Source organism: Arthrobacter sp. 'calajunan' (assembly GCF_046940185.1).
Classification (GTDB): domain Bacteria; phylum Actinomycetota; class Actinomycetes; order Actinomycetales; family Micrococcaceae; genus Glutamicibacter; species Glutamicibacter soli.
On record NZ_JBKZDY010000003.1, the window covers coordinates 47488 to 70630 of the forward strand.

22 protein-coding genes and 1 riboswitch are annotated in these 23143 nt (G+C 63.2%); of the genes, 13 read left to right on the plus strand and 9 right to left on the minus strand.

The features are described 5' to 3' along the window. The first annotated feature begins 6 nt into the window (after nucleotides 1-6). Nucleotides 7-252, plus strand: coding sequence for a hypothetical protein (locus RF641_RS05055; RefSeq protein ID WP_152666901.1), 246 nt, complete (start codon nucleotides 7-9; stop codon nucleotides 250-252). A gap of 76 nt (nucleotides 253-328) precedes the next feature. Here the strand turns inward: RF641_RS05055 and RF641_RS05060 are convergent, their stop codons facing one another. Then, entirely contained in the window at nucleotides 329-628 is a 300-nt protein-coding gene (locus RF641_RS05060; protein ID WP_424572688.1) for a CBS domain-containing protein, read from the minus strand. 141 nt (nucleotides 629-769) lie between these two features. Here RF641_RS05060 and RF641_RS05065 point away from each other — a divergent pair, with 141 nt between their 5' ends. From RF641_RS05065 to RF641_RS05075, 3 genes are all read left to right on the plus strand, one after another. Then, nucleotides 770-994 (plus strand): hypothetical protein, encoded by a 225-nt coding sequence (locus RF641_RS05065; protein ID WP_047120287.1) that lies wholly within the window; start codon nucleotides 770-772, stop codon nucleotides 992-994. 257 nt (nucleotides 995-1251) lie between these two features. Further along, complete coding sequence (locus RF641_RS05070) at nucleotides 1252-1848, plus strand: cysteine hydrolase family protein (protein WP_424572689.1); 597 nt, start codon at nucleotides 1252-1254, stop codon at nucleotides 1846-1848. Nucleotides 1849-1858: 10 nt separating this feature from the next. Then, the gene (locus tag RF641_RS05075; protein WP_053798956.1) at nucleotides 1859-2191 is read left to right on the plus strand and encodes a hypothetical protein; all 333 of its coding nucleotides are present in this window, start codon (nucleotides 1859-1861) and stop codon (nucleotides 2189-2191) included. Nucleotides 2192-2297: 106 nt separating this feature from the next. Here RF641_RS05075 and RF641_RS05080 read toward each other — a convergent pair whose 3' ends face one another. Genes RF641_RS05080 through RF641_RS05090 form a run of 3 tightly spaced genes read right to left on the minus strand, consistent with a single transcriptional unit; the run spans nucleotide 2298 to nucleotide 4602 of the window. Continuing rightward, nucleotides 2298-3614 (minus strand): APC family permease, encoded by a 1317-nt coding sequence (locus tag RF641_RS05080; RefSeq protein WP_424572690.1) that lies wholly within the window; start codon nucleotides 3612-3614, stop codon nucleotides 2298-2300. Beyond that, nucleotides 3611-4066, minus strand: a complete 456-nt coding sequence (locus RF641_RS05085; RefSeq protein WP_424572691.1) for a DUF421 domain-containing protein — start codon at nucleotides 4064-4066, stop codon at nucleotides 3611-3613. Before RF641_RS05085 ends, RF641_RS05080 begins: the two co-directional genes overlap by 4 nt. Next, on the minus strand, nucleotides 4066-4602 hold the full coding sequence (locus RF641_RS05090; protein ID WP_047120282.1) for a hypothetical protein: 537 nt from the start codon (nucleotides 4600-4602) through the stop codon (nucleotides 4066-4068). The genes RF641_RS05085 and RF641_RS05090 overlap by 1 nt, the downstream gene beginning before the upstream one ends. Before the next feature lie 181 nt (nucleotides 4603-4783). On the opposite strand from RF641_RS05090, the gene RF641_RS05095 reads away from it, so the two are divergent. The 3 genes from RF641_RS05095 (at nucleotide 4784) to RF641_RS05105 (ending at nucleotide 6310) form a co-directional block, all read left to right on the plus strand. After that, nucleotides 4784-5434 carry a 4a-hydroxytetrahydrobiopterin dehydratase gene (locus RF641_RS05095; RefSeq protein WP_424572692.1) on the plus strand — a complete coding sequence of 217 codons (651 nt, stop codon included), beginning with the start codon at nucleotides 4784-4786 and terminating at the stop codon, nucleotides 5432-5434. A gap of 149 nt (nucleotides 5435-5583) precedes the next feature. Then, a riboswitch (SAM riboswitch) is annotated at nucleotides 5584-5697 on the plus strand. Nucleotides 5698-5750: 53 nt separating this feature from the next. After that, nucleotides 5751-6077 carry a hypothetical protein gene (locus RF641_RS05100; protein WP_424572693.1) on the plus strand — a complete coding sequence of 109 codons (327 nt, stop codon included), beginning with the start codon at nucleotides 5751-5753 and terminating at the stop codon, nucleotides 6075-6077. 14 nt (nucleotides 6078-6091) lie between these two features. Beyond that, complete coding sequence (locus RF641_RS05105; protein WP_424572694.1) at nucleotides 6092-6310, plus strand: hypothetical protein; 219 nt, start codon at nucleotides 6092-6094, stop codon at nucleotides 6308-6310. Nucleotides 6311-6404: 94 nt separating this feature from the next. Here RF641_RS05105 and RF641_RS05110 read toward each other — a convergent pair whose 3' ends face one another. From RF641_RS05110 to RF641_RS05130, 5 genes are all read right to left on the minus strand, one after another. Beyond that, complete coding sequence (locus tag RF641_RS05110; RefSeq protein ID WP_424572695.1) at nucleotides 6405-7910, minus strand: AAA family ATPase; 1506 nt, start codon at nucleotides 7908-7910, stop codon at nucleotides 6405-6407. A 97-nt stretch (nucleotides 7911-8007) separates the two neighbouring features. Beyond that, nucleotides 8008-9249, minus strand: coding sequence for a Fic family protein (locus RF641_RS05115; protein WP_113607123.1), 1242 nt, complete (start codon nucleotides 9247-9249; stop codon nucleotides 8008-8010). A 114-nt stretch (nucleotides 9250-9363) separates the two neighbouring features. After that, a complete protein-coding gene (locus tag RF641_RS05120) occupies nucleotides 9364-10914 on the minus strand; it encodes an alkaline phosphatase family protein (RefSeq protein WP_424572696.1) in 1551 nt (516 codons plus the stop codon). A gap of 225 nt (nucleotides 10915-11139) precedes the next feature. Further along, a complete protein-coding gene (locus RF641_RS05125; protein ID WP_120991261.1) occupies nucleotides 11140-12123 on the minus strand; it encodes a M56 family metallopeptidase in 984 nt (327 codons plus the stop codon). Next, nucleotides 12120-12494 (minus strand): BlaI/MecI/CopY family transcriptional regulator, encoded by a 375-nt coding sequence (locus RF641_RS05130; RefSeq protein WP_424572697.1) that lies wholly within the window; start codon nucleotides 12492-12494, stop codon nucleotides 12120-12122. Before RF641_RS05130 ends, RF641_RS05125 begins: the two co-directional genes overlap by 4 nt. A gap of 167 nt (nucleotides 12495-12661) precedes the next feature. Here RF641_RS05130 and RF641_RS05135 point away from each other — a divergent pair, with 167 nt between their 5' ends. The 6 genes from RF641_RS05135 (at nucleotide 12662) to RF641_RS05160 (ending at nucleotide 23105) form a co-directional block, all read left to right on the plus strand. Continuing rightward, nucleotides 12662-13411, plus strand: a complete 750-nt coding sequence (locus RF641_RS05135) for a DsbA family protein (RefSeq protein ID WP_424572698.1) — start codon at nucleotides 12662-12664, stop codon at nucleotides 13409-13411. Next, the gene (locus tag RF641_RS05140; protein ID WP_424572699.1) at nucleotides 13411-14253 is read left to right on the plus strand and encodes a cytochrome c biogenesis CcdA family protein; all 843 of its coding nucleotides are present in this window, start codon (nucleotides 13411-13413) and stop codon (nucleotides 14251-14253) included. The genes RF641_RS05135 and RF641_RS05140 overlap by 1 nt, the downstream gene beginning before the upstream one ends. 251 nt (nucleotides 14254-14504) lie before the next feature. Further along, entirely contained in the window at nucleotides 14505-16238 is a 1734-nt protein-coding gene (locus RF641_RS05145; RefSeq protein ID WP_424572700.1) for an ABC transporter ATP-binding protein, read from the plus strand. Continuing rightward, a complete protein-coding gene (locus tag RF641_RS05150; protein ID WP_047120273.1) occupies nucleotides 16239-18347 on the plus strand; it encodes an ABC transporter ATP-binding protein in 2109 nt (702 codons plus the stop codon). 287 nt (nucleotides 18348-18634) lie between these two features. Then, nucleotides 18635-20842: an acyl-CoA dehydrogenase gene (locus RF641_RS05155; RefSeq protein WP_424572701.1), complete on the plus strand. Its 2208-nt coding sequence runs from the start codon at nucleotides 18635-18637 to the stop codon at nucleotides 20840-20842. A 109-nt stretch (nucleotides 20843-20951) separates the two neighbouring features. Beyond that, a complete protein-coding gene (locus tag RF641_RS05160; protein WP_424572702.1) occupies nucleotides 20952-23105 on the plus strand; it encodes an acetate--CoA ligase family protein in 2154 nt (717 codons plus the stop codon). Nucleotides 23106-23143 lie beyond the last annotated feature (38 nt).

Here is a 23143-nt window from a genome sequence, read left to right on the forward strand (position 1 = left end):
GTCCCCATGTCCTACGGTCAAGCAGCACCACGCAAGAAACGGCCAGGAATCTGGCTGATGCTCATCGGCGGATTGCTAGCGGTGGGATTCGCCATCTTCGCACTTCTGGCCTCTCCCGACAGTTCACCCGGTCCCTTGTGGATCGTTGTGGGCTGGGGTGTCCTGGTTTTCCTTTACGGACTGTATCGGGCCGTGAAGGGACCCAGCAGCCTGGACCACCGGCGCGGTGGAACGGACGCCAACGGGCGCTAGCAAGGTTTTCAGCGCGAAGTGCGCAGTGGCCGTCTCCGGCAAGGAGGCGGCCATCTGCTGGGTGCGCGGCAAGCAGTTAGGGCTCGGAAATTTCCGAGACCATCTCGCCGGTGCGGTGCTCGTCGGCGTGCCGGGCGGTGTCGGACTGCGACAGCATTCCCAAGAGCTCGTGGCTGTCGGTCACGGGCAGGCGGCGAACCTGATGCCGCTGCATAATTCGGATTGCCTCTTTGAGGGTATCGTCCGCGCCGATGGTGATCGGCTTGCCTTGGGCATGCTCCGCGACCTTGGCCTTGGACGTTTCCACGCCGCTGGCCACCGCGCCCACGACGATTCGGGCCCTTTCCCCGCTGTCTGCGTTGGCGCTGGCGCTCAAGCGTTCCCAGCGACCTCAAAGGCCCGGTGGCAAGCATCCTGACAGGTCCCGATTAATCCTGTACTCACGTTGGCGCCAAGTGATAATCGGTAGAGACAAGGCCGTTGCCAACTGGCGACGGCAACCGAAAGGAGCAGCACCATGGGTTTTCTGGACAAGGCCAAGGATGCCATCAGCCACGCCGCCGAGCGTATCAAGGACCCGGACAAGGACGTAGTTGAGAACAACTGGCCGGCAGGTGAAACACCCGAGGACCTGGGGATCGGAGAAGAGGCTGTCACCGATCCAGAGCTGGATCTCGATCCCATCCAGGGCACCGATCCGGAGCTGGATAACTCAACCGACGACCAATACGACAAGGACTAGGCAGCACAACTTAGCGCGCAGGCCATCGAGCGGAAGGAAGTCGAACAATGCAGAACTGCAATACTTGCGGAGCACCGGCGCAACGCCCTATCAGCGTGGACTTCGAAGGCAAGTCGGGAATCTATGACAGCTTCGAGTGCGCCATTCATGATGTGGCCGAGCGTTGCTCGCACTGCGACTGCGTGATCCTGGGCCATGCCGTATATGCGGGAGAAGCGCCGTACTGCTGCGAACACTGCTCGGGACGCAGCTGAGCCATGGACGCGACGGGATCCCTTCAAAGCCCGGCGCTGTTGCTGATCGACATGCAGGAGGGATTTTTTGAAACCGAGGACTTGGCGCAGCACCGCGCTCGGCTGGCGTCCGCGTGCAACAAGCTCGCCGCCGCGGCGCGAAAGGCCGGGATGCCGGTCATTGCGGTGCGCACCGTGCACAAGAAAGACAAGTCCACCTGGACGTTGAAGATGCTGGAGGACGACCAGGGTTACCTTTTCGAGGGGACCGGCCAAGCGCGGATCCTTCCAGAGCTGGATCTGGCGGGAAGCATCGAGCTGATCAAGCGGCGCGACAGCGCCTTCTGGGCCACGGAGCTGCTGACGCTGCTCTTGCAGCACCGGGTTGCCTCCCTCATCCTGGCCGGGGTCTCCTCGGAAACCTGCATTGCCGCCACCGCGACCGACGCCTTCAGCGCCAATTTGCCGGTGTTTCTTGCCCGAGACGCCCTGGCTTCCACGGACCCGGACTTCGAGGATGTGACCTTGAAGTTTCTGGAGGAGCACTACCGCCAGCGGATCCTCAGCAGTGAACAACTGATAGCACAGCTTCCTGGCGGTGCCGCCGCCACGAAGAATTAAGGAGAAGGACATGACCTTGAATAATGCCGAATTCGACGATGTGCGACGCGACGAGGACGCGGATGAGCCATTCGACGGCCGCGACAGCCAGCCTGCCGCAGGTTCCTCGGACGCCCCGCAGTCGCTGGACGCCGAGGATCCGTTGCGCGGGCCGGACCGGATCCTGGATGAAAGCGACGCTGATCCCCTACAGCTGAACCCGGAAACGCTGCTTCCCGAGCCGCTGGATGAAGATCGCGCGGTCGAGCCCGACGACGAAGCCGATGATGCAGCGGATATCGGTCTCGACGACGAGCGCCGGGTGAACCTCCCCGACCAGCGTGAGAGTCCCGACCAGCTCTGAACATTGACCTCAAGCGGCCGCGGGCCTTGCGGATGGCAATCCATCCGCAAGGCCCGCGGCTTTCCTCGACGTTCCGCGAGGCCGCCGCCCGTGGCTGCGACGCGGCCTAAGAGGGGCGCTTCGTAGACCGGGAGGTGATCCAGCGGGTTGCGAAATACAGGACCGCACCCAAGGCGAGCAACGCGAGCCCGCGTAGCCAGATCCCGCCATCCTGCTGGACGAGCAGCACAGCGCAGGAAGCCAGCGCGAGATACGGAATGATGATCGGAGCCCGGAAATGCCGGTGCTCCACGCGGTCCCGCCGCAGCACGATGACGGCAAGATTGGTGCTGGTGAACACGAAGAGCAGCAGCAGCACGACGGTCTTGGCCAAGGTCGCCAGATCACCGGTCAGCGTCAATAGCATGGCGATCGCCGTGGTTCCGATGATCGCCACCCACGGGGTGCGGCGATGCGGCAGGACGCGCCCCAGGACAGGCGGCAGCAGCCCCTGCTCCGCCATCCCGAACGCCAGCCGGCTGGACATGATCATGGTCAACAAAGCGCCATTGGCCACCGCCACCAGGGCTACCAGGCTGAACAGCCAGCTGGGGATCCCGACCCCGGTGGCCTGCACGACATCCAGCAGGGGGCTGGAAGATCCTGCCAGCTCCTTGGGATCCATGGCGATCGAGGTGAGCACGCCAAGCGCCAAGTAGACCACTCCGGCGGTGAGCAGTGCGGCGAACAGCGCCCGGGGGTAGACCCGCGGCACGTCCACGACTTCCTCCGCGACGTTGGCGGAGACCTCGAATCCGACAAAAGAGTAGTAGGCCAACAGCGAGCCCGCGAAGATCGCGGCAACCGGCGTGGTGTCTTCGGGGAACTGGGCCAGACGTGACGCGTCCCCGTTGCCGTCGCCCAGGAATATGGCCGCCACGACGATCACCAGCAGCAATCCCGACAGTTCGATTGCCGTCATCCCGACATTCGCCCGCACCGATTCCTTGATGCCGCGTGCATTCAATAGCGCGACCAAACCCAGGAAGGCTATTGCGACAGGAATGGCGGGTGCATCGAAGAACACCGAAAGATAGTCCCCGGCAAATGCAATGCTCAAGCCCGCCGCACTGGTGACGCCGGCCGCCAGCATGGAGAAGCCCACAAGGAAGGACACCACAGGTTTTTTGAAGGCCCGCTCTGCGAAAATGGCCGCACCGCCTGCCCTGGGATATTTCGTGACCAGCTCCGCATAGGAGGTGGCCGTGAGCAGCGCCAGGATCAAGGCGACGAGCAACGGGGCCCAAATGGCTCCGCCTGCTTCCGCGGCCACCTCGCCCACCAGCGCGTACACGCCGGCTCCCAGGATGTCGCCGAGGATGAACAGGTACAGCAGGGGGCCGGTGATGCCCTTCTTCAACTTGCTTTCGGTATTGACGCTCATGGCTTGGCCTCCGCTTCCTTGGTGAAGAAGGAGACCTTTCCGCTGGACTCCAGGATGGCGAGCCTGATCGAGCTGTATTCCTCGATCCCCGCCTGGCGTGCCAGCATGCTCAGCTCGTCGAGGCCGATGCGTTCGCCGCTCAATGCCCGCCGGTCGATCACGCCGTCACGCACGAGCACGATGGGCCGGCCCAAGGTGAGTTTTCCGATCCTGGGCCAGCGCATATTGGCATAGGACAGGATCACTGCCAAGACGATCATGGTGAGCGCGGCCAATAGGCTTCCACTCAGCGACCGGTCTTCCATGGTGATGCCCTGCTGCACCAGGTCCCCGAGGACGACGAACAGGATCAACTCGAACGAGCTCAGCTCGCCCAGGGTGGAACGGCCTGCGGCGCGGGTCACCAGCCACAGGACCACGAAGGCGATGGCGGCGCGAATGACAATTTCCATTAGGGAACCCTCCAGGTGGTGAACGGTACGTTGACGGTGGAAGCGCCGACTTCGACCTCGAGGTTCCCGTCGGTGCGCAAGTCCCACTGGTCAGAGGCCCGGCCTGTGATGCGAACCAGCATTTGCGTGGCCCCGGGCTGGGGAGCAACCTCGAATTCCACAGCACCGGCCGCGTCGGAACTTTGTGATTCCGGGTCCGGGAAGACCGCCAAGTCCTCGAAGAACAACAGGTAGTCCTCGGCGAGGCGCAGCTTACAGGTATCGGGCAGCGGTTCGTCGGAACTGACAAGTATTTCCAGCTCGACCTCATTGCCTGCCCGCGCCACCAACGGGTGGCGCACGTGGACTTGCATACGGTCCTCGGACTGGTCGGTGCTGGATTCCACATCGAACGCTCCAAGCGCCGCGGCCGCGACGATGGCTGCGACGATGAGGATGATGATCCGGCTCACGATGCGTCGCGTGCGGTGAGCAGTCTCGTCAATGACATCGTCCAACGTTGAATCAGAGACCTTGGCGTTGTGAATATTAGTCATCAAAACTCCTTGTGCCCATATTTGCCGAGATTAGCCGCGGCCGGTGCCGCTCTCCACGGAAGACCGATGTTCACAGCAGTTATCCAGTACGCCGCAACCGTCCGTTGTTTCTGGCAGTCTGCGCAGGTCCATTGAACTTCGCCCCCTCGGGTGGGAAGGTTGCCGGAGAAAGGAGAAACGCATGCCTGCACAGGACGTAATTGCCCAAGACCAGCTCAACGAATACCTCCAGGGGATGCCGCAGTGGCGCCAGATCCCCGGAGCCATTGCCGCGGTTTTCGAGACCAAGACCTCCGCGGCCGCGATCGAGCTTTTCAGCGATATCGCAAGCGCCGCAGAGATGGACAACCACCACCCCGACGTGGACTGGCGCTACAACCGCGTGTTCGTGACAACCACCTCCCATGACGCCGGCGGCCAGGTCACCACCCGCGACATTGCGCTGGCCAGCAAGATCTCCGAGCGGGCCGCGGCCCTCGGGGCCAAACCCCGCGTCGACCTGATCCGCGCAGTGGAGATTGCCATCGACACCGACAAGCCCCAGGAGATCGCGGAGCAATGGGCCGCCGGGCTTGGGTACAAGTCGCTGGAGGACGGCAGCATCGCCGATCCCCACGGTCGCGGCCCGGCGATCTGGTTCCAGAAAACCGACACTCCCAATACGAACCGGCTGCACTTGGACGTGTGGGTTCCGTATTCGGAAAGCGGTCCGGTGCTCACGAAGCTGGGAGAAGTTGGCGCCCACTCCGACGGCGATGCCGCGCCGTCCTTCACCGTCATCACCGACGCCCAGGGCAATCGCTTCTGCATCTGCACCGAGGCCGACCGCTAGCACCGAGCGAACTGCAGTCAAGGGTGGACTTGTCCACCAGAGTCGATGGCTGATCCGGTGTCCGTACCTGTGAAGGCATGGGCACCGGATCTGCTGTATCCGGCGCCGCGGCCATACTGTCGGTAGCTGCGGGTTAGGCTGGATTCCAAGTTCAAGAGCTGCGACGCAAAGTACCTGGCTGGTCGCACGGCAACCCTCCTCATCGAGCGGGGTGCCCCAGGGGAAGAACCGACCCGGACAAAAGTCCCGGGTAAGTCGGTGGGCCAGTCCGGCACAATAGGTGCTCGGCCGGCTCCCTGAGCAGGAGCGAACAACAATGCAGAACCCAGAATTCTCGATCAATCACCCAGAAGGCACCCTGCAGGAACGGCTGTGGAACAGCGTGGTCATGGACTACCCATTTTTCGGAGAACGTCCGGTCGAGCAGTCGGCTTACCGGCAGGCAACCCGCAGCGGGGAATTCGCCAGCGGCAAGCTCAGCGAGACGCCGGAACACCTGCAGAACTACATCCTCCGCTGGATCGCCGCAGGCTTCACACCTGAACTGTATTGGGCCGTCAGTTGGGAATCAGGGAAGCAGCAGCGCACGCACGTCGGCGTTGCAAGAGTCCGGAGGACCTGCTTCGCCTCGAAGATCGGATGAGACGGCTGGGCATCTTGGCGCCCAACCCGAGGGCAGGGCAGCTCTACAAGGAACTGCAACGCGATGAGCGGGGTGGGGCGGTTCTGGTGGACCGCTGCTACCCGGCGCATGTTGTGCAGCTGGAACCGGAGGAATGGGCGGAGTTTCCGCAACGGTTGCTCTTCGGCCGGCCATCTGCCGCGCTTCAGCAGTTTATTTACGGTGACCCGCTCCATCAAGGGATCACCAACTGAATCGCCCCACGGCAGGAACGCCTTCAAGCGGCAACGATGCGGTGCGCTGGCGCAGCAGGGGGATATTCCTCCCCGGCAAGGAGGAAGGCGCGGCCTACAACCCCTTGCTGCCGCCGTCCTGTTCAGCTTCCGGATCTTGTCCAAATCCGCTGGGCGCTTCGTAGCTCCCTGCCACCCCGGGGAACCATCCGAAGGATGCGTCTTCGCTGAATTCTTCCGGCTCGTCAAGATCCGGGTCGTTGGTTCCCCCGAGGAAGTTTCGCGTGAGAGTGGCCGCATCGCCCATAAGCTCCGCGGCGGCTTCGAGCAGATGGGCGTCACCCGGAGCCTGGTTCGCGACTGCCGCGTTGAGGATGGATCGGCGAACCAATTCCCTGGTGAACGAGGCAGTCGTTCCATCGACAAGGTGCGCAAGCTGTTGCACGGTGTCGGAGCTGGGCTTCAGCTTGGCTGCATATAGTTCGAGCAGGGCAATACGTCCTTCGAGATCCGGGCGTGGAATCTCCACTGCAAGATCGATGCGCCCGGGGCGCTGCACCAAGGCGCGCTCCAGGGAATCCACGCGGTTCGTGGTCAGCAGGAAGGTGACGTCCGCGTCCGGTTCCAGGCCGTCCATGGTGTCGAGGACTTCGAAAAGCAGCGGCTGGGGGCCGTGGCTGAAGCTGCGGTCTTCGGCGATCAGGTCACAATCTTCCAGTACGACGATCGATGGCTGCAGCGCCCGCGCCATGGCGGCGGCTTGGGAGATGTAGGCCAACGAATCGCCGTTGAGCAGGATGACAGTGTGGTCTTCAGCCGCCGAGGCCAGATACCTGACGGTGTGGGTTTTCCCGGTGCCCGGCGGGCCGTAGAGCAGGACACCGCGTTTGAGATGCGCACCGAGCGCAGTCAGGACATCGCGGTGGGTTCCGACGCCGAGGACTTGTTCCTCAATGCGTTCACGCAGGCCGTCGGGCAGCACGAGCTGTTCGCGCGGGAAGGGTTCGCGCCGGTGGAAGGCGACTCCGGCGTTCGATTCCTGGTACTCGTTGCCCTTGAACGAGATGACCTGGCCCTTGAAGATGCTCGAGGTGCGCAACCCGTTGCGAAATTCCTTGAGGAATGCGTCGGTCACCTGTTCGTCGGGGGACAGGATCTCCAATGCAGCTTCGGGCTTCCCGTACTCCGGATTGGCCTTCCGGATCAAAACTGCCAGCGGGCTGGAGTGGTAATGGAAGAGGTGGATTCCCAGTGTCAGGAATCGACGCTGCTGGTCCGGGCCCACGGCAAGTGAAGCGTAGGAAGGCTCACCCACAATACCCATGTGGTTCTCCGGCATCAGCAGATCGGCCAGATCCGCATGGTACCTTTGCTGCCCGGCGATACCGACGATCTTGGCGGAGGGATCACTGCCGGCAATGCGGTCGAGAACGATATTCGCATCCGCGAGCCGGTGGGAGCCGAAAGCCTCGGTGATCAGCGGAAGCGAGCTAGGCGAAACTTTCAGATGTTTTTCCAACACGGGTGCCAGCTGAGCACCATTGGGCTTCTGGCGGAATTCTTCAGCGAGGTCCGCCAGCTTGTTGAAGGACATCATAAAGGCACGTAATTCTGCATCCATGAGCAGAGCCTAGCAGTGAAAGTCTCCTAGTGGGTACGAAAATTACAGGCAGTCAGCCAGCCTGCTCGGAGTGCTTGGCCAGAGCGGGTGCCTGCGCCTAGCGCACCGAGTCCCGGCGAATCGTGGCCCCATAGTCATCCAGAATCTTCAGGATTCGGTCGTGCTGCCAGACGCGGTTTCTGCGCAAACCAGACTTCTCTTTCAGGACCCCGCGATCGCTCAAGGTTGCGATGGCGCGATGAGCGACTGCGTCGGTAACGCTCAGGGCGTTCTTCAAGTAGCTGGCGTTGACGACGGGTTGCGCTATCAGCAGCGGTAGTACCTTGAACGCAGTCGAATTCGACCGGAGTCCATCCAGCTGCCTGCGTGAATCTTCCAATGCATCTGCCAGAGCCAGCAACAGCACTTGCCCCGTTGTCGCTGCGTAGATCGAAGCATCGATGAAGATCTTGATGATTCCGTAGGCGTTTCCCTGCCGATAGGCGGTGAGTGCATCGAAATAACCGGTGGTATCCCGCAGGATGCCTGCTGAAATGGGCGCGGTCGAATGAGTGGTTACCTTGCGATGGCGGAGCATTGCGTGGGCAAGGGCCCGTCCAGTTCTGCCGTTCCCGTCGACAAAGGGATGGATGCTCTCGAAATGGGCGTGCGCGATGGCAACCTGGATGAGGGCAGGCAGGTCTTGACGGTGAATGAACGTTTCAAGATCAGCCAATGCCCCCGCGATCAGTTCATGCTGGGGCGCGATATAGCTGGCGCCACGGGGGCCGGCGGAATCTTTGCCACCGATCCATACGAGTTCTTGCCGGAATTTTCCTGCTTCTTCGACAAGGTCGTCTTGATGCCGCAACAATTCGTGATGCATGGACAAGATGCTGGTGACGTTGAGTTCTTCCGAGAGCTGTAATGCGGCTTCCATTGCGCGTACGTTGCCGATTACCGTGCGAGCATTGGATTTTTCACTTTCGTTGATTTCCCAGAGCGCAAGTTGCCGGGCGGAGGTGGAAAGCTGCTCGATCTGGCTGCTGGAGGCACTTTCCGTGCGCAAGAGAATGCTCGACATGGGTCCGAGCGCAGGGTTCTCTTGCCCCAGCAATAAGAACGCATAGGCATCGAAGAGACGCAATGCATCGTTTGCTTCCTCGAGTTCGGACATCAGGGATGATGAAAAATCGGGTGACCAGTTGGCGATCGATGGAACCACTGCCGATTGGTATTCGCCTGTCTGCCTGGAGACTTGTGCATTTGAAAAGATTTGGGGTTGTTGCGGCCGCCAGTGATGTGTTTCCGAGCCAAGCGCAGGAATCTCCACGAAGCTGTTGCTCTCTTTGGACTCCATGGTTTCGCACTTCCTAAGTGATAGTTACTGATCCACCTTACTATCACTTAACCGCTAAGTGATAGTAAGGAAATTCCTTACTATCACTTAGCGCCATGCGTTCGCGGCCGCTGGCTACTTCTTCAGCGAGACCTGGTCGATGGACCAGAATGCCGAATTGGTGCCGGAGTAGCGGAAGGAGACCTGTGCTTTCTTTGCTTTCTTCGGAACATCGATGGCGATGCGCTCCACGCCGTTGTAGTTCTTGTCGTAGGACTTCACCAATACCGGCTCGCCCCCGTCGAAGCTGACGAAGACCTCGCCGGACTGCGGGCCGTCGATCCTGTAGTTCGAGGCGAAGCTCAGGGTGGCGCTCTGGCCGCCCTTGACCTTGTACTCCGGACTGATCAGGGTGGAGTCGAACTGGCCGGGATCGTGCGCCTTGTCGTCCCACTCGTCCGAGTCGGCAACGGCGAAGACGTTGCGGTTGTGGACGCTGGTTTCGCGGCCCTGGTTCAGATCCGTGTTGGTCCAGAACTCGTCGGTGGTGAAGGACCAGCCGCGCCACTCGCGCACGCCGCCCTTGGGCATGGCCGAGTTGTCGATGGTCCATCCGCTCGGAGCGGTGGTGGTCCAGCCCTTGGTCTTGGCGCTGAGCTTTGACTCGTCCTTGGCCTTCTTCAGGTGCGGGCGCAGGGTGTCGAAGTCGTCGGCCTTGATGGAGTTGATGTTCTTGCCGTCGAGGTTCCACTCGTCCTCGACGCGCACGCCCTGGTGCTTCAGCACGGTAGGGGCGATGTCGGTGATCTTGACATCGTGGCGCTCGGTGCCGGCCTTGAACTGCTTGCCGTTGGCAATGACGAAGGTCGCGCGCTCGCGGATGCTGCTGCCACCGTGGCCGCCGCCCGGGGTGTGGCCATGGTCGGAGGTGACCATGACGACCCAGTCTTCCTTGTGGTAGGTCTTGCGCTGCTCGATGGCTTGGAGCATCTGGCCGATCTGCTGGTCGGCGGTCTTGTGGCCGCGGGTGTAGGCGATCGAGTCGCTGCCGTTGCTGTGCCCGGCGCCGTCGATCTCGTCCAGATGCACGAAGGTGCTGTCCGGGTTGCCGTTCAACAGATAGTCCACGGCCTTGGCGGTGGTGCCTGCATCATTGCCGCCGCGCAGCTTGAGGTCCGCTCCCTTGGCGAAGACCTTGTCTGGAATCGGGGACCAGGTGCCGACCACGAGGGTCGAGCTCTGGGCGCGGGCATTCTCGATGCGGGTCAGGTAATCCGGGTACTGGTCGTAGTTCGGGTTGGAGAAGGAATTGTCCGGCACCTTGTGCTTGTCGGGCCAGACACCGGTGGCGATGCTGGACCAGCCTGCACCCGAGACGGTTGGGGCCATCGGGTTCGCGTACAGGTTCGATTCCGAAACCATGCCTTCGCTGATCAGCTTGGCCATGTTCGGGGTGTTCTTCTTGTTGATCTGCGCCATGGCGGCGCCGTCCAGGCCGATGACGAGAGTCTTCTTCTTGTTGACACCCGACGGCAGGCCTTCGTAGACCGGGGTCGACTTCTTTGCCGCCGCCGGGACAGGCTCCGGTGCAGGCGAAGGCGAGGCAGTGGCCGCGGTGGGAATGACAACTGCCAGGGCAAGTACCGAAGCGGTGATTGCAGCACGGACGCGCGAGGATGACTTCACTGTGATGTTCTCCAGATTTTATGAAAATGGGGGATTTGACCGCCGGCATCCCGGCGAGCCAAAACCATAGTGAAGCCACTTCAAGCTCGGTGACAACGTGAAATGGGGCTTGTTCAAACAAGTTCCGTTTAAGTTAAGACCTTGTCCATTCAAGGCGCTTTGAATCTACCTGCCGTTTCCCGATTGTCCTTGTGAGCGGCGGTTAACCTTATATGAACAGGTTGCCTACCAGCAGCCTTGGAGCAGTGCTTGGAGGTAGGGGGTGCAGATGGCCAGCCATGCGGCGCCGAGCAGCGCGAAGCAGAGCGTCAGTGCGAGCGCGGGCCGGAAATTCGTCTTCCCAGCGTGCGCGCCGACTAGCTGCTGGATGCGTCCGGATCCTGCAGCGTTAAGCACTGCCACGCCTTGCCGTTCAGCTGGCATGGAGGGAGCGGAACCGCCACCCATTTTCAGCAGTGCCGAAGCCAAGGTGGCGGTGTCGACCTCACGCTGGGCGGCGTTGTCAGCGGCGATCTCCTGCAGTTCCGCAATGCTTTGAAGCGTGGCTGAAACCAGTGGGATGCGACGTACCAGCAGCGGCAATGCTTCGAGGATCTGGCTGGTGAGATGGTGCCGCTGGGACAGGTGCGCTTTTTCATGGGCAAGCACCCCGGCAAGTTCGTTCTCGTTGAGCTGATGCAACGTCTGCGTGGAGAGGACTATTCCACCCCTGCGTGCAGGAAAGGTGAAGGCCAGCGGGCGGGAATCCGGGACGACGAGCACCGTGGCTCCGGCAATGGTTCGGGACTCTCCCTGGGCGTGTAGATCCCGAGATAACTGTTCGGTGCTGCGCTCGGTGCGGACCAAGCGCACCAAACCGATGGCGATCAAGCCAGCCAAGGCCAGCAGCGAGAAAGAAATGGTCAGCAACGCCGGCGGGGCCCAAGGCAGCTGGGCGGACGCGAACGGGTTGGTTGCCTGCAGGCAGCTGACGCAGATCTGCGAAGCTCGGTCCGAGAGGATCTGCGGGCCGGTGCCTGCCCAGACCAGCAGCGGCGCCAGTGACAGGGCGGCGGCGATCCAGAGGAATATTCCGGTTCCCAGTAGCCCGACGGCCATCCGGGGTCGGCGCCTGAACGACGGTCCGGCGGCGTGAACGAGCTTCGGTCCCCATGCGCCAAGCGCAATCAGACCGGCGGCCAGGACCAGGGCGGTGACCAGCGCCGTCATGCGTCGGTCCCCGGCTGAGGCGAGTCGAGGAATCCCCGGAGCAGCTCGATTTCCTCGGCGGACATCGACTGAACGAAAAAGCGCATGGAGGCTACACGATCCCCGCCGGTCTCCAGCGCATGGGACATCACGCTCGCCGCATGCTCTTCACGGCCTACAACGGCCCGGTAGCTCACGGATTTGCCCTGGCCACGCAACGGCGCGACCAGTTCCTTGCGTTCTAGGTTTCCCAGCACGGTGGCGATCGTGGTGTACGCCAGGTCGCGTTCAAGGTGATTGATGATCTGCCGAATGGTGCACGAGCCTGCCTGCCACAGGACGTCGAGAACCTGGGATTCAAGTGGTCCCAGCCGCTGGGGCTCGCTAGTCATTGCGCTCCAATCCGAGAGAATTTCACGTTGTCCTGAGGGTTGACGATAGCACCCATTGATCGGTGCGACTGGCCGCCGTTTCTTTACTATGACACATAGTCGACTATGCTTCATAGTAAATTATGGCCGACGCAGGCTCCGCGGGACCTGGACATCAAGGAGAGCTCATGGAAAACCAGACTGAGGCAAAGCCGAAACGCCGGTGGGCCGGCCTGGTCCTGGCCTTGGTGGCCATCGCCGCACTGGTCTTCGTGGCCTTGAATCTGGGAAATATCAATTCCGACGGACAAGCCGCACCGAATGACCAGCCGGCCGTCCAGCAGCCGGGGGAGCAGACCGGCGCAACGGAGGAGATGCCGGACCTGACCCAGTTCGAGCTGCGTGCAGCTGACGATTTGCTGGCCGCCGGACCGGTAGACGCGCCGGTGGGGATCGTGGTCTTCTCCGACTACCAGTGCAAGTTCTGCGCCAAGTGGTCGACCGAAACCCTCCCGCAGGTCCTGGACTACGCCAAGGACGGCAAGGTCCGCATCGAATGGCGCGACGTCAACATCTTCGGCGAGGATTCCGAACGGGCATCGCTGGCTTCCTACGCCGCGGCCAAACAGGGCAAGTTCTGGGAATACCACGACGAACTGTTTGCCGGAAGCGCCATCCGCAAGGGCGCGGACCTGAGCGAAAAGTCGCTGACCGGGCTCGCAACCGAACTCGGCCTGGACACGGAACAATTCCCCAAGGACCTGAAGTCGGAACTAGCCGCAACCGTGATCGAGGGCAATGCGCAGCTCGGGTTGCAGCTGGGCGTCTACTCGACCCCTGCATTCCTGATTGACGGTAAGCCGGTCATGGGCGCCCAGCCCAAGGACGTGTTCATCGACAAGATCGAGTCCGCGCTGGCTGCCCAGGACGCCAACTAATGGATATCGGCCTGCTCTCGGCGTTCCTCGGGGGGATGCTGGCGCTGCTCAGCCCATGCAGTGCGCTGTTGCTGCCGGCGTTCTTCGCTTCCACCGTCGGCAGCGGGCCGCGCCTGTATATTCACGGGCTTGTTTTCTACCTCGGCCTCGCAGTGGTGCTGGTTCCCGCAGGCCTGGGCATGGGCGCAGTGGGGCTGTTCCTCGCGACCCAACGAGATCTGATTGTCCTCATTGCCTCGCTGATGCTCATCATCATGGGTGTCCTGTACTTTTTCGGTGTCGGTTTCGACCTGGCCCGCTGGATTCCGGGCACGTCCAAGCTCCAGCAGCGGGCCAGCGGGGGCAAGGGCCTGCTGAAGACGTTGGCCTTGGGCGCCGTCGGCGGCGTCTCCGGTTTTTGCGCAGGACCGATCCTCGGGGCAATGCTCACCCTCGCCGCGGTCCAAGGCGATGCGGTTTCCGGTGGCGTGCTGCTGGCCGTTTATGGAGCGGGCATGGTGGTGCCGATGTTCATCCTGGCGCGGATCTGGAACCGGCTCGACGCGGGCGGCCGCAGCAAATTGCGCGGACGCACCGTGAAGATCTTCGGGCGTGAACTGCACGTGATCTCGATGGCCACCGGCATCCTCCTGATTGTGGTCGGGGTGGTCTTCTGGCTGACCAATGGCCTGATATCCGCTCCCCAGCTGGTGCCGCTCGAGGTGCAGGACTGGCTTCAGCAAAACAGCGCCGCGCTGTCGAGCCCGCTGGTGGATGTCGCGGCCTTGGCGGTCCTGGCCGCCGTCGTATTCTGGCTGTGGTTTCGACGCGGCAGGAGCCCCGAACGGGAGACTGCCGAGTAGGCGGATTCCGCACTCGACGAAGCCGAACGGGAAGGTCGACAGGGGTAATTCCCGTGACCCAACGCACGGCAAATTCTGGTGTGATTTTTCCCGGAATTCCGCGGGATTTCACTAATTGGTAAAAATCAATCGCAAGGATGACTTCACATGTCGATTGCGGGGGTTAGACTAGCAATCGCTCTTATTTCGCCATGCCCCTAACCCGGAGGGAGATGGCGTCATGGAGCCCGATGCTAGCGAGGACAAACCCGATGCTTCTGAAGCTCATCCTGAAACATTCAAAACCTTATTCGGCATGGATTACAGCGGTCGTAATCCTGCAGTTGGCCACCACCATGGCCACGCTTTACCTTCCAAGCCTTAACGCCAAGATCATCGACGTCGGCGTGGTCAACGCAGATATCGACTACATCTGGCGCACCGGCGGCCTGATGCTGATCGTGGCCTTGGTCCAGGTGGCCACCGCCGTGGCCGCCGTGTACTTCGGCGCCAAGACCTCGATGAGTATCGGGCGAGATATCCGCCAGGCGGTGTTCGAGAAGGTCTCCACGTTCTCCGCCCAGGACGTCAACAAGTTCGGTGCGGCAACCCTGATCACCCGCGGCACCAACGACGTCCAGCAGATCCAGATGCTGACCTTGATGGCGTTGAATTTCATGATCAATGCTCCGATCATGTCCGTGGGCGGCGTCATCATGGCGATCCGGGAAGATCCGGGGCTGTCCTGGCTGGTCTGGGTCTCGGTGCCGGTGGTGCTGATTGTCGTCGGCCTGCTGGTCATCAAGCTCATGCCGTTGTTCCGCGACATGCAGGTTCGCATCGACGGGATCAACGGCGTGCTGCGCGAGCAGATCACCGGCATCCGCGTGGTGCGCGCCTTCGTCCGCGAGAAGCATGAAACCGAACGCTACGCCGACGCCAACCAGAAGCTGACCGACCTCGGCGTGAAGGTCGGCAACCTGTTTGTGCTGATGTTCCCGGCGATCACCATGATCCTGCACCTGTCCACGGCGGCGGTGCTGTGGTTCGGCGGACACCGCGTGGACAACGGCGACGTGGAAATCGGCGCGCTGACCGCATTCCTGCAGTACCTGCTCCAGATCCTGATGGCCGTCATGATGGGTACCTTCATGGCCATGATGGTTCCTCGCGCCATGGTTTCGGCAGACCGCATCAGCGAAGTGCTGGATACCGATCCGAGCATGCGCGACGCCCAGGAACACGACACCCTGCTGCCTGAGCCGGGCACCGTCGAGTTCCGCAACGTGACCTTCGGATACCCGGGTGCCGAAGCGCCGGTGCTGTCCAACATCTCCTTCACCGCGAAGCCGGGACAGACCACCGCGATCATCGGATCCACCGGCTCCGGGAAAACCACCTTGCTGAACCTGATTCCGCGGCTCTACGACACCACCGAGGGCGAAATCCTGGTGGGCGGCATGCCGCTGAAGCAGCTGGGACGCGAGACCATCTCGCAGAACATCTCCGCGGTGCCGCAGCGCCCGTACCTGTTCTCCGGAACCATCGCCAGCAACCTGCGCTTCGGCGCGCAGGACGCCAGCGAGGACGACCTGTGGGATGCGCTGCGCGTGGCCCAGGCCGAGGATTTCGTGCTCGAACGCGAAGGCCAGCTGGAATCCGGCGTATCCCAGGGTGGAACCAACGTTTCCGGCGGCCAGCGCCAGCGCCTGTGCATCGCCCGCGCCCTGGCCGCCAAGCCGAAGACCTACCTGTTCGACGACTCGTTCTCCGCGTTGGACGTCAACACCGATGCCAAGCTGCGCGCGGCACTGGTCGAGCCGACCAAGGACGCGGCGGTCATCATCGTCGCCCAGCGCGTCTCCACAATCACCGGCGCGGATCAGATCCTGGTCCTCGACCACGGCGAGATCGTGGCGCGGGGAACCCACGAGGAACTACTTGAATCCTCGGAAACCTATCAGGAAATCGTGACGTCCCAGCTCAGCGTGGAGGAGGTGGCCTAAATGGCGAAGAAGCAGAACAAGAGCGGATCCGCTGCCAACAGCACCGACACCATGGCGGACCTGGACGCCGAGCTGGCGGCAGTCGATGAGTTCGACGCCGCAGCCGGCTCGGACGACTGGAGCGGCGGCGCGCCGGTCCGCAAGGCGCAGCACTTCTGGCCGTCGGCCAAGCGCCTGATCGGGCTGATGTCTCCGTACAAGCTCGGCATGGTGGTCGTGTTCGCGCTGATCGCGGTGTACGTCGTGCTCTCCGTGGTTGCCCCGCGAGTACTCGGCAAGGCCATGGACGTGATCTTCGCCGGCATGATCGGCAAGAACATCCCGGCCGGGACTCCAGCTGATGTGATCATCCAGCAGCTGCGCGACTCCGGCCAAGGGACCCAGGCTGACATGCTGTCCAAGGTGGACTTCGTGCCTGGCCAAGGCATCGACTTCACCCAGCTGTCGCAGTACATCCTGATCGTGCTGTCCATGTACTTCATCGCCTCGGTCTTCTCCTGGGCCTCGGGCTGGTTGCTGAACCGCCTGGTGATGCGCGTGGTCTACAAGCTGCGCAAGGATGTGGAGGACAAGCTCAACCGGCTGCCGCTGAACTACTTCGACACCCGCCAGCGCGGCGACCTGCTTTCGCGCGTGACCAACGACGTGGACAATATCCAGAATGCGTTGCAGCAGGCGTTGAGCCAACTGGTGCAGTCTGTCATGACCGTGATCGGCATCGTGATCATGATGTTCGTGGTCTCCTGGCAGATGGCGCTGATCGCCCTGGTGGCGCTGCCGCTGTCCGCCGCGGCCGCCGGCATCATCGGCAGCCGGGCGCAGAAGTTGTTCACCGCGCAGTGGAAGAACACCGGCGCGCTGAACGGCCAGATCGAGGAGTCCTTCTCCGGCCACGAGCTGATGAAGGTCTTCGGCCGCGAGGACGACATGGTCGACCGCTTCACCGCACGCAACGAGGAGCTGTACAAGGCGAGCTTCGGCGCCCAGTTTGTCTCCGGCATGATCATGCCGGTCATGAACTTCGTGTCCTACCTGGCCTATGTCGGCATCGCTGTGGTCGGCGGCCTGCGTGTGGCTTCGGGCAGCATGAGCCTGGGCGACGCCACCGCGTTCATCCAGTACTCGCGCGAGTTCACCCAGCCGCTGGGCCAGATCGCCGGCGTGGCGAACATGCTGCAGTCCGGCGTGGCTTCGGCCGAGCGCACCTTCGAGCTGCTGGACGCCGAGGAGCAGGAGCCGGACCAGGCGTCTGCCACGCTGCCAGAACGCACCGACGGGCACGTTGCTTTCGAGAACGTGACCTTCTCCTACACCCCGGAAAAGCCGCTGATTGAGAACCTGTCCTTCGAGGCCGACCCGGGGCACACTGTCGCCATCGTGGGGCCGACGGGCGCAGGCAAGACCACGCTGGTGAACCTGGTGATGCGTTTCTACGAGCTGAACTCCGGGCGCATCCTCCTGGACGACCGCGACGTGACCGAGCTTTCCCGCGCGGACCTTCGCTCGAAGGTCGGCATGGTGCTCCAGGACGCGTGGCTGTTCGGCGGATCCATCATGGAGAACATCCGCTACGGCCGGCTGGACGCGACGGACGAGGAGGTCATCCAGGCCGCCAAGGCGACCTTCGTGGACCGCTTCGTGCGCGCGTTGCCCGACGGGTACGACACAGTGATCGACGAGGAAGGCACGAATGTCTCGGCCGGCGAGAAGCAGCTGATCACGATCGCCCGCGCGTTCGTGGCCAACCCGTCGCTGCTGATCCTGGACGAGGCAACCAGCTCCGTGGATACGCGCACCGAGCTGCTGGTGCAGCAGGCCATGGCTGCGCTGCGCAGCGACCGCACCAGCTTCGTGATCGCCCACCGCCTCTCCACGATCCGTGACGCCGACACCATCTTGGTGATGGAAGCCGGCCGCATCGTGGAGCAGGGCAACCACGAGCAACTGTTGGCGGCCAAGGGCGCGTACTACAACCTGTACCAGTCGCAGTTCGCCGGCCCGGCCGGGGACGTCGACGCCAACCCGGACGCGTTGGCGATCCCCGCCACCGGAGGAATTCCAGTGGTCGGCGCGCCGGCTCCGGAAGCCGGCCAAGGCCTGGATTCGTAGCAACCCGGCATAAATGGAAGCCGTGGTTGCGGAGGATTTTCGTCCTCCGCAACCACGGCTTCCGCTATTCCTCCGGGTGCTTGGACTCAAATCCCGGCAGGGAAAATGGTTGACATAAAAATTTTTTCGAGGGCGCGCAGTGATCAAAATTTTTGTTCACTTTTCCTCGCTCAGGGTGTTGCCTGACTCACAAACGTAAACTAGAGTCTAGTTTCAGTTATTAGCAATAGGTAATCCCGATCACACTGATTCCGGGGTTATGCAGTTCCCTGATTGGAGCACCGGAAATGGCCTTATCCTTGACCGAGGAACAGATTGATCTCGCGTCGGCAGTGGTTGACTTTACCCGCCGCAGCGTAGACACGATGACCACTCGGGACGAGCACGAGAAGTTGGCTACCGGTGCACTGCCAAGCTTCTGGACCGAAATGCTGGAGACCGGTCTGCACGCCCTGCACATCCCTGAGGAGCTCGGCGGCCAGGGCGGAACGCTGGTGGAAACCGCCATCGTCATCGAGGAATTCGGCCACCGCTATGTCTCCGGCCCTTTCCTGCCGACCATGCTGGCCAGCGCCGCCGTCACCCTGGCCGAACCAAACGGCTACAACCAGCCAATCCTCGCGGACTTCGCCGAAGGCGCCACCGGAACCCTGGTGCTGGCCTCCGAACAGCTCAAGGTCGTACAGATCGCCGAAGGCTGGGCCGTTGCCGGCCAGCTGCAGGTCATCGGCGCACTTGCCGCCAAGTACCTGGTGCTGGGATTCACCGTCGCGGATACCGCGCGCTACGCGGTGATCGAAGCTCAGGCCGCCGGGGTCTCCCTAGTCCCGGCCGAAGGCACCGACCTGGGCCGCGACGCAGCCACCCTGGTCCTGGACAACGTGGTCATCCCCGCTGATGCGGTGCTGGGCAACGCCACCGCCAGCAAGATCGCCGCGCTGCACGCAGGCTTCACCGGATCGGAAGCCGCCGGCATCATGCGCTGGGCCAGCCAGGTAAGCACCGAATACGCCAAGATCCGTGAACAGTTCAACACCCCGATCGGATCCTTCCAGGCCATCAAGCACAAGTGCGCCAACCTGGCGATCGCCGCCGAAATGGCCACCTCCGCCGCCTGGTCCGCCGTCGTGTCGGTCGGCCAGGACGAAGCCCAGCAGCACCTGGCCGCCGCCGGCGCGCTGGAAGCAGCGATTGTCCCATCCATTGAAGCAGTTACCGAAGCGATCACCATCCTCGGCGGCATCGGCTTCACCTGGGAGCACGACGCCCACCTGTACTGGCGCCGCGCCATCAGCCTGAACGCGCTGAACGCGCCGCTGTCCGGCGAACTGGCGGCGGCCGGCGAAGCCGCGCTGCACACCGAACGCAAGATCGAGGTGGAGCTGGACGAGCCGGACCCCGAATTTCGCACCCGCATCGCCGCCCTGCTGGACACCGCGGCAGGCCTGCGCAACGAGCACGAAGCAGGACGCTGGTACTCCCGCGGCTCGCGCCGCAGCTTCCTGGCAGAGAACGGCCTGGCCGCTCCGCACTGGCCGGCCCCCTACGGACTGGGCGCCAGCCCGGCCGAACAGGTCATCATCTCCCAGGAATACGCCCGCCGCGACATGCTGCAGCCATCCTCGGTCATCGGCGAATGGGCCATGCCCACGATCCTCGCCTACGGCTCCGAAGAGATCAAGGAGAAGTTCGCGCTGCCCACGCTGAAGGGCGAACTGATCTGGTGCCAGCTGTTCTCCGAGCCCGGAGCCGGCAGCGACCTGGCAGGCCTGTCCACCCGCGCCGTCAAGGTCGACGGCGGCTGGAAGCTGACCGGCCAGAAGGTCTGGACCTCCGGAGCCCACGAAGCCCACTGGGGCATCTGCCTGGCCCGCACCGACGCCGAGGTCGCCAAGCACAAGGGCCTGAGCTACTTCTTGGTGGACATGTCAGCTCCCGGCCTGGACGTGCGCCCGCTGCACCAGTCCAACGGAGAAGCCGAATTCAACGAGGTCTTCCTTGACGACGTGTTCGTCGCGGACGACTACCTGCTGGGGGAGCCTGGCCAGGGCTGGCGCATCACCGCCACCACCTTGCAGAACGAGCGCACCCAGATTTCCTCCGGCGTCTCGGTCGGCACCGAGGACGGGCTGCGCGAACTGATCTCCGGCGACAATTTCGTTGGAACCCGCGAGAACGCGCTGGAGGTGCTGGGCCGCGCCGCCGCGATCAGCACCGCCATCGGCGCGATGAACCTGCGCGAAACCCTGCGCCAGGTCAACGGCCTGCAGCCGGGGGCCGGCTCCTCGCTGGCCAAGGTGGCCCACGGCCGCCTGGCCCGCCAAGCCGCCGGGGACCTGCTGAAGCTTGCCGGCCCCGCGGCGCTCTTCGCCCACGCGCCGGCCGCCGCCGTCAATTCGCAGCTGACCATTCCGGCGGCGCTGATCGGCGGAGGCACCATCGAAATCCAGCTCAACGTGATTGCCGAGCGGATCCTGGGGCTGCCGCGCAGCTAACCCGCCCTTGCAGTACCCAGAGCTCGACCCTCCAGTATTCCTCCGGGCCCCCAGCCCGAAATGCGCCCGCCGACGATGACGGAGCGCGCCGTGAAAGGACAACTAAGGCATGACCGCTGTGACCAATGAAATCAATACCGCAGGCCCCGTCACCCCGGGCCGCTTGCGGGAACTGCTTGAACCGCGCTCGATTGTGATCATCGGGGCGAACAGCAAGTCGACCTGGTCCCACTTCGCCCACTCGAACCTCCTGGCCGCCGGCTTCACCGGGCAGCTGTACCTGGTCAACCGCCGCGCCGAGGAATGCCACGGCCAGGCCTCCTACGCAAGCATCGCCGAGCTTCCCGAAGCCCCGGAACTTGCCATCGTGCTCACCGGCACCAATTCGCTGCCGGATATCCAGGAGCAGTGCATCGCCCGCGGCATCCGCAACCTGATCGTGCTGGCCTCCGGGCTGGGCGAGGCAGGGGCCGAAGGCCAGGCGCTGCAGCAGCAGCTGGTGGACCGCGCCCGCGAAGCCGACCAGCTGATCCTGGGCCCGAACAACCTGGGATTCATCAACGCGCATGCAAAGGTCGCGTCCTTCGCCCATATGACCGAGCTGCCGCTGGTGGCCGGCGGGGTCGGCGTGGCAAGCCAGTCCGGCGCACTGGCCATCTACCTGCTGCCGTACATGGCAAGCCGCGGGGTGGGCACCTCGATTTCCGTAACCGTGGGCAACGAAGCCATGATCTCCGCCATCGACGTCATGTCGCTGCTGGTGGATGACGAGAACACCAAGGTCATCGCCGCTTACCTGGAACAGGTCACGGACACCGAGCAGTTCCTGGACGTGGCCCGCCGCGCCCGCGAGGCCGGCAAGCCGATCGTGCTGTTCAAGGCCGGCGCCTCCGAGGCCTCCGCCAAGGCCGCCGCCGCGCATACCGGCTCGCTGGCCGGGGACGACAAGATCTTCGACGCGGTCTGCAAGCAATTCGGCGTGATCCGGGTGGCGAACATCGAGGACCTGGTGGCCACCGCAGGCATCCTCGAATCCTACGGCGCGCTGCCCGGCCCGCGCTTCGGCGTGGTCACCGGCTCCGGCGCGATGTGCGCGCTGGTGGCGGACAAGGCCGAGGCCGCCGGCCTGCAGCTGCCCGCCCCCGCGGAGTCCACGGTGCGCCAGCTGCGCGAAGACGGCCTGCCTGAATTCGCCGCGGTGAACAACCCGATGGACACCACAGGCTACATTTCCGTGGACCCGTCCATCCTCACCAAGGCCGGGGACGCGTTCATCAACGACGAGAACTTCGACTTCGTGGTGCTGAACACCTCCTGGCCGAACAACCAGTTCATGGTGGACCTGGGCAGGCCGACCCAGGAGGGCCTGCACCGCCAGCTCAAGGGCTCGGCCAAGCCGGTGGTGGCCATGAGCTTCCTGCCCACCGAGGTCAACGAGTTCGCGCGCAGCTTCGCCGCCAAGCACGGTCTGCCGCACGCCTCGGACTCCTTCGACCGCGGCATCGAAGCCGCCGGGCACAGCGTCTGGTGGGGGCAGCGCACCGCGCAGCTGTCCGCCGAGCCGAAGCTGGAGGCTCCGGCCGACATCGCCAAGCCAGAAGGCGCCGAGCACTGGACCGAAATCGAGACCGGTGACTTCCTGCGCGAACAGGGTGTGCCCTACGTGCCGGGACGTGTTGTCACCTCCGCCGCGGACGCCGTGGCTACCGCACAGGAGATCGGCTACCCGGTGGTGCTGAAGGTCGCCAGCGAGGACATCGCCCACAAGACCGAGGTCGGGGGCGTGCGCCTGATGCTCAAGGACGCCACCGAGGTGTCCGAGGCCTATGAATTCATCGTGGATTCCGTGGCCAGGCTGGCTCCGGACGCGCAGGTCCAGGGTGTGGCGGTCTCGCCGATGCGCCCTGCCGGCAACGAGCTGCTGGTCGGCATCATCACCGACCCGCAGTGGGGTAAGGTGCTGGCCGTCGGCTTCGGCGGCGTGCTGGTGGAGATCCTGAAGGATTCCGCGCTGCGCCTGCTGCCGGTCAGCCCGGAGGAGATCCGCCGCATGCTCGAATCGCTGCGCGGCATCGACCTGCTCAAGGGCTTCCGCGGCAGCGAGCCCACCGATCTGGACAAGCTCGCGCAGGTGATCTTCCAGATCACCCAGGTCGCCCAGGGGCTGGGTGAGGATCTTGAAGAACTTGAAATCAATCCGCTGCGGGTTGCCGGAAACCAGATTGAGGCGCTGGACGCCCTGATCCGCTGGAAGGACCGGTAAATGAATACCGGTGATAGGCAATTCGCCCAAAACTTGGT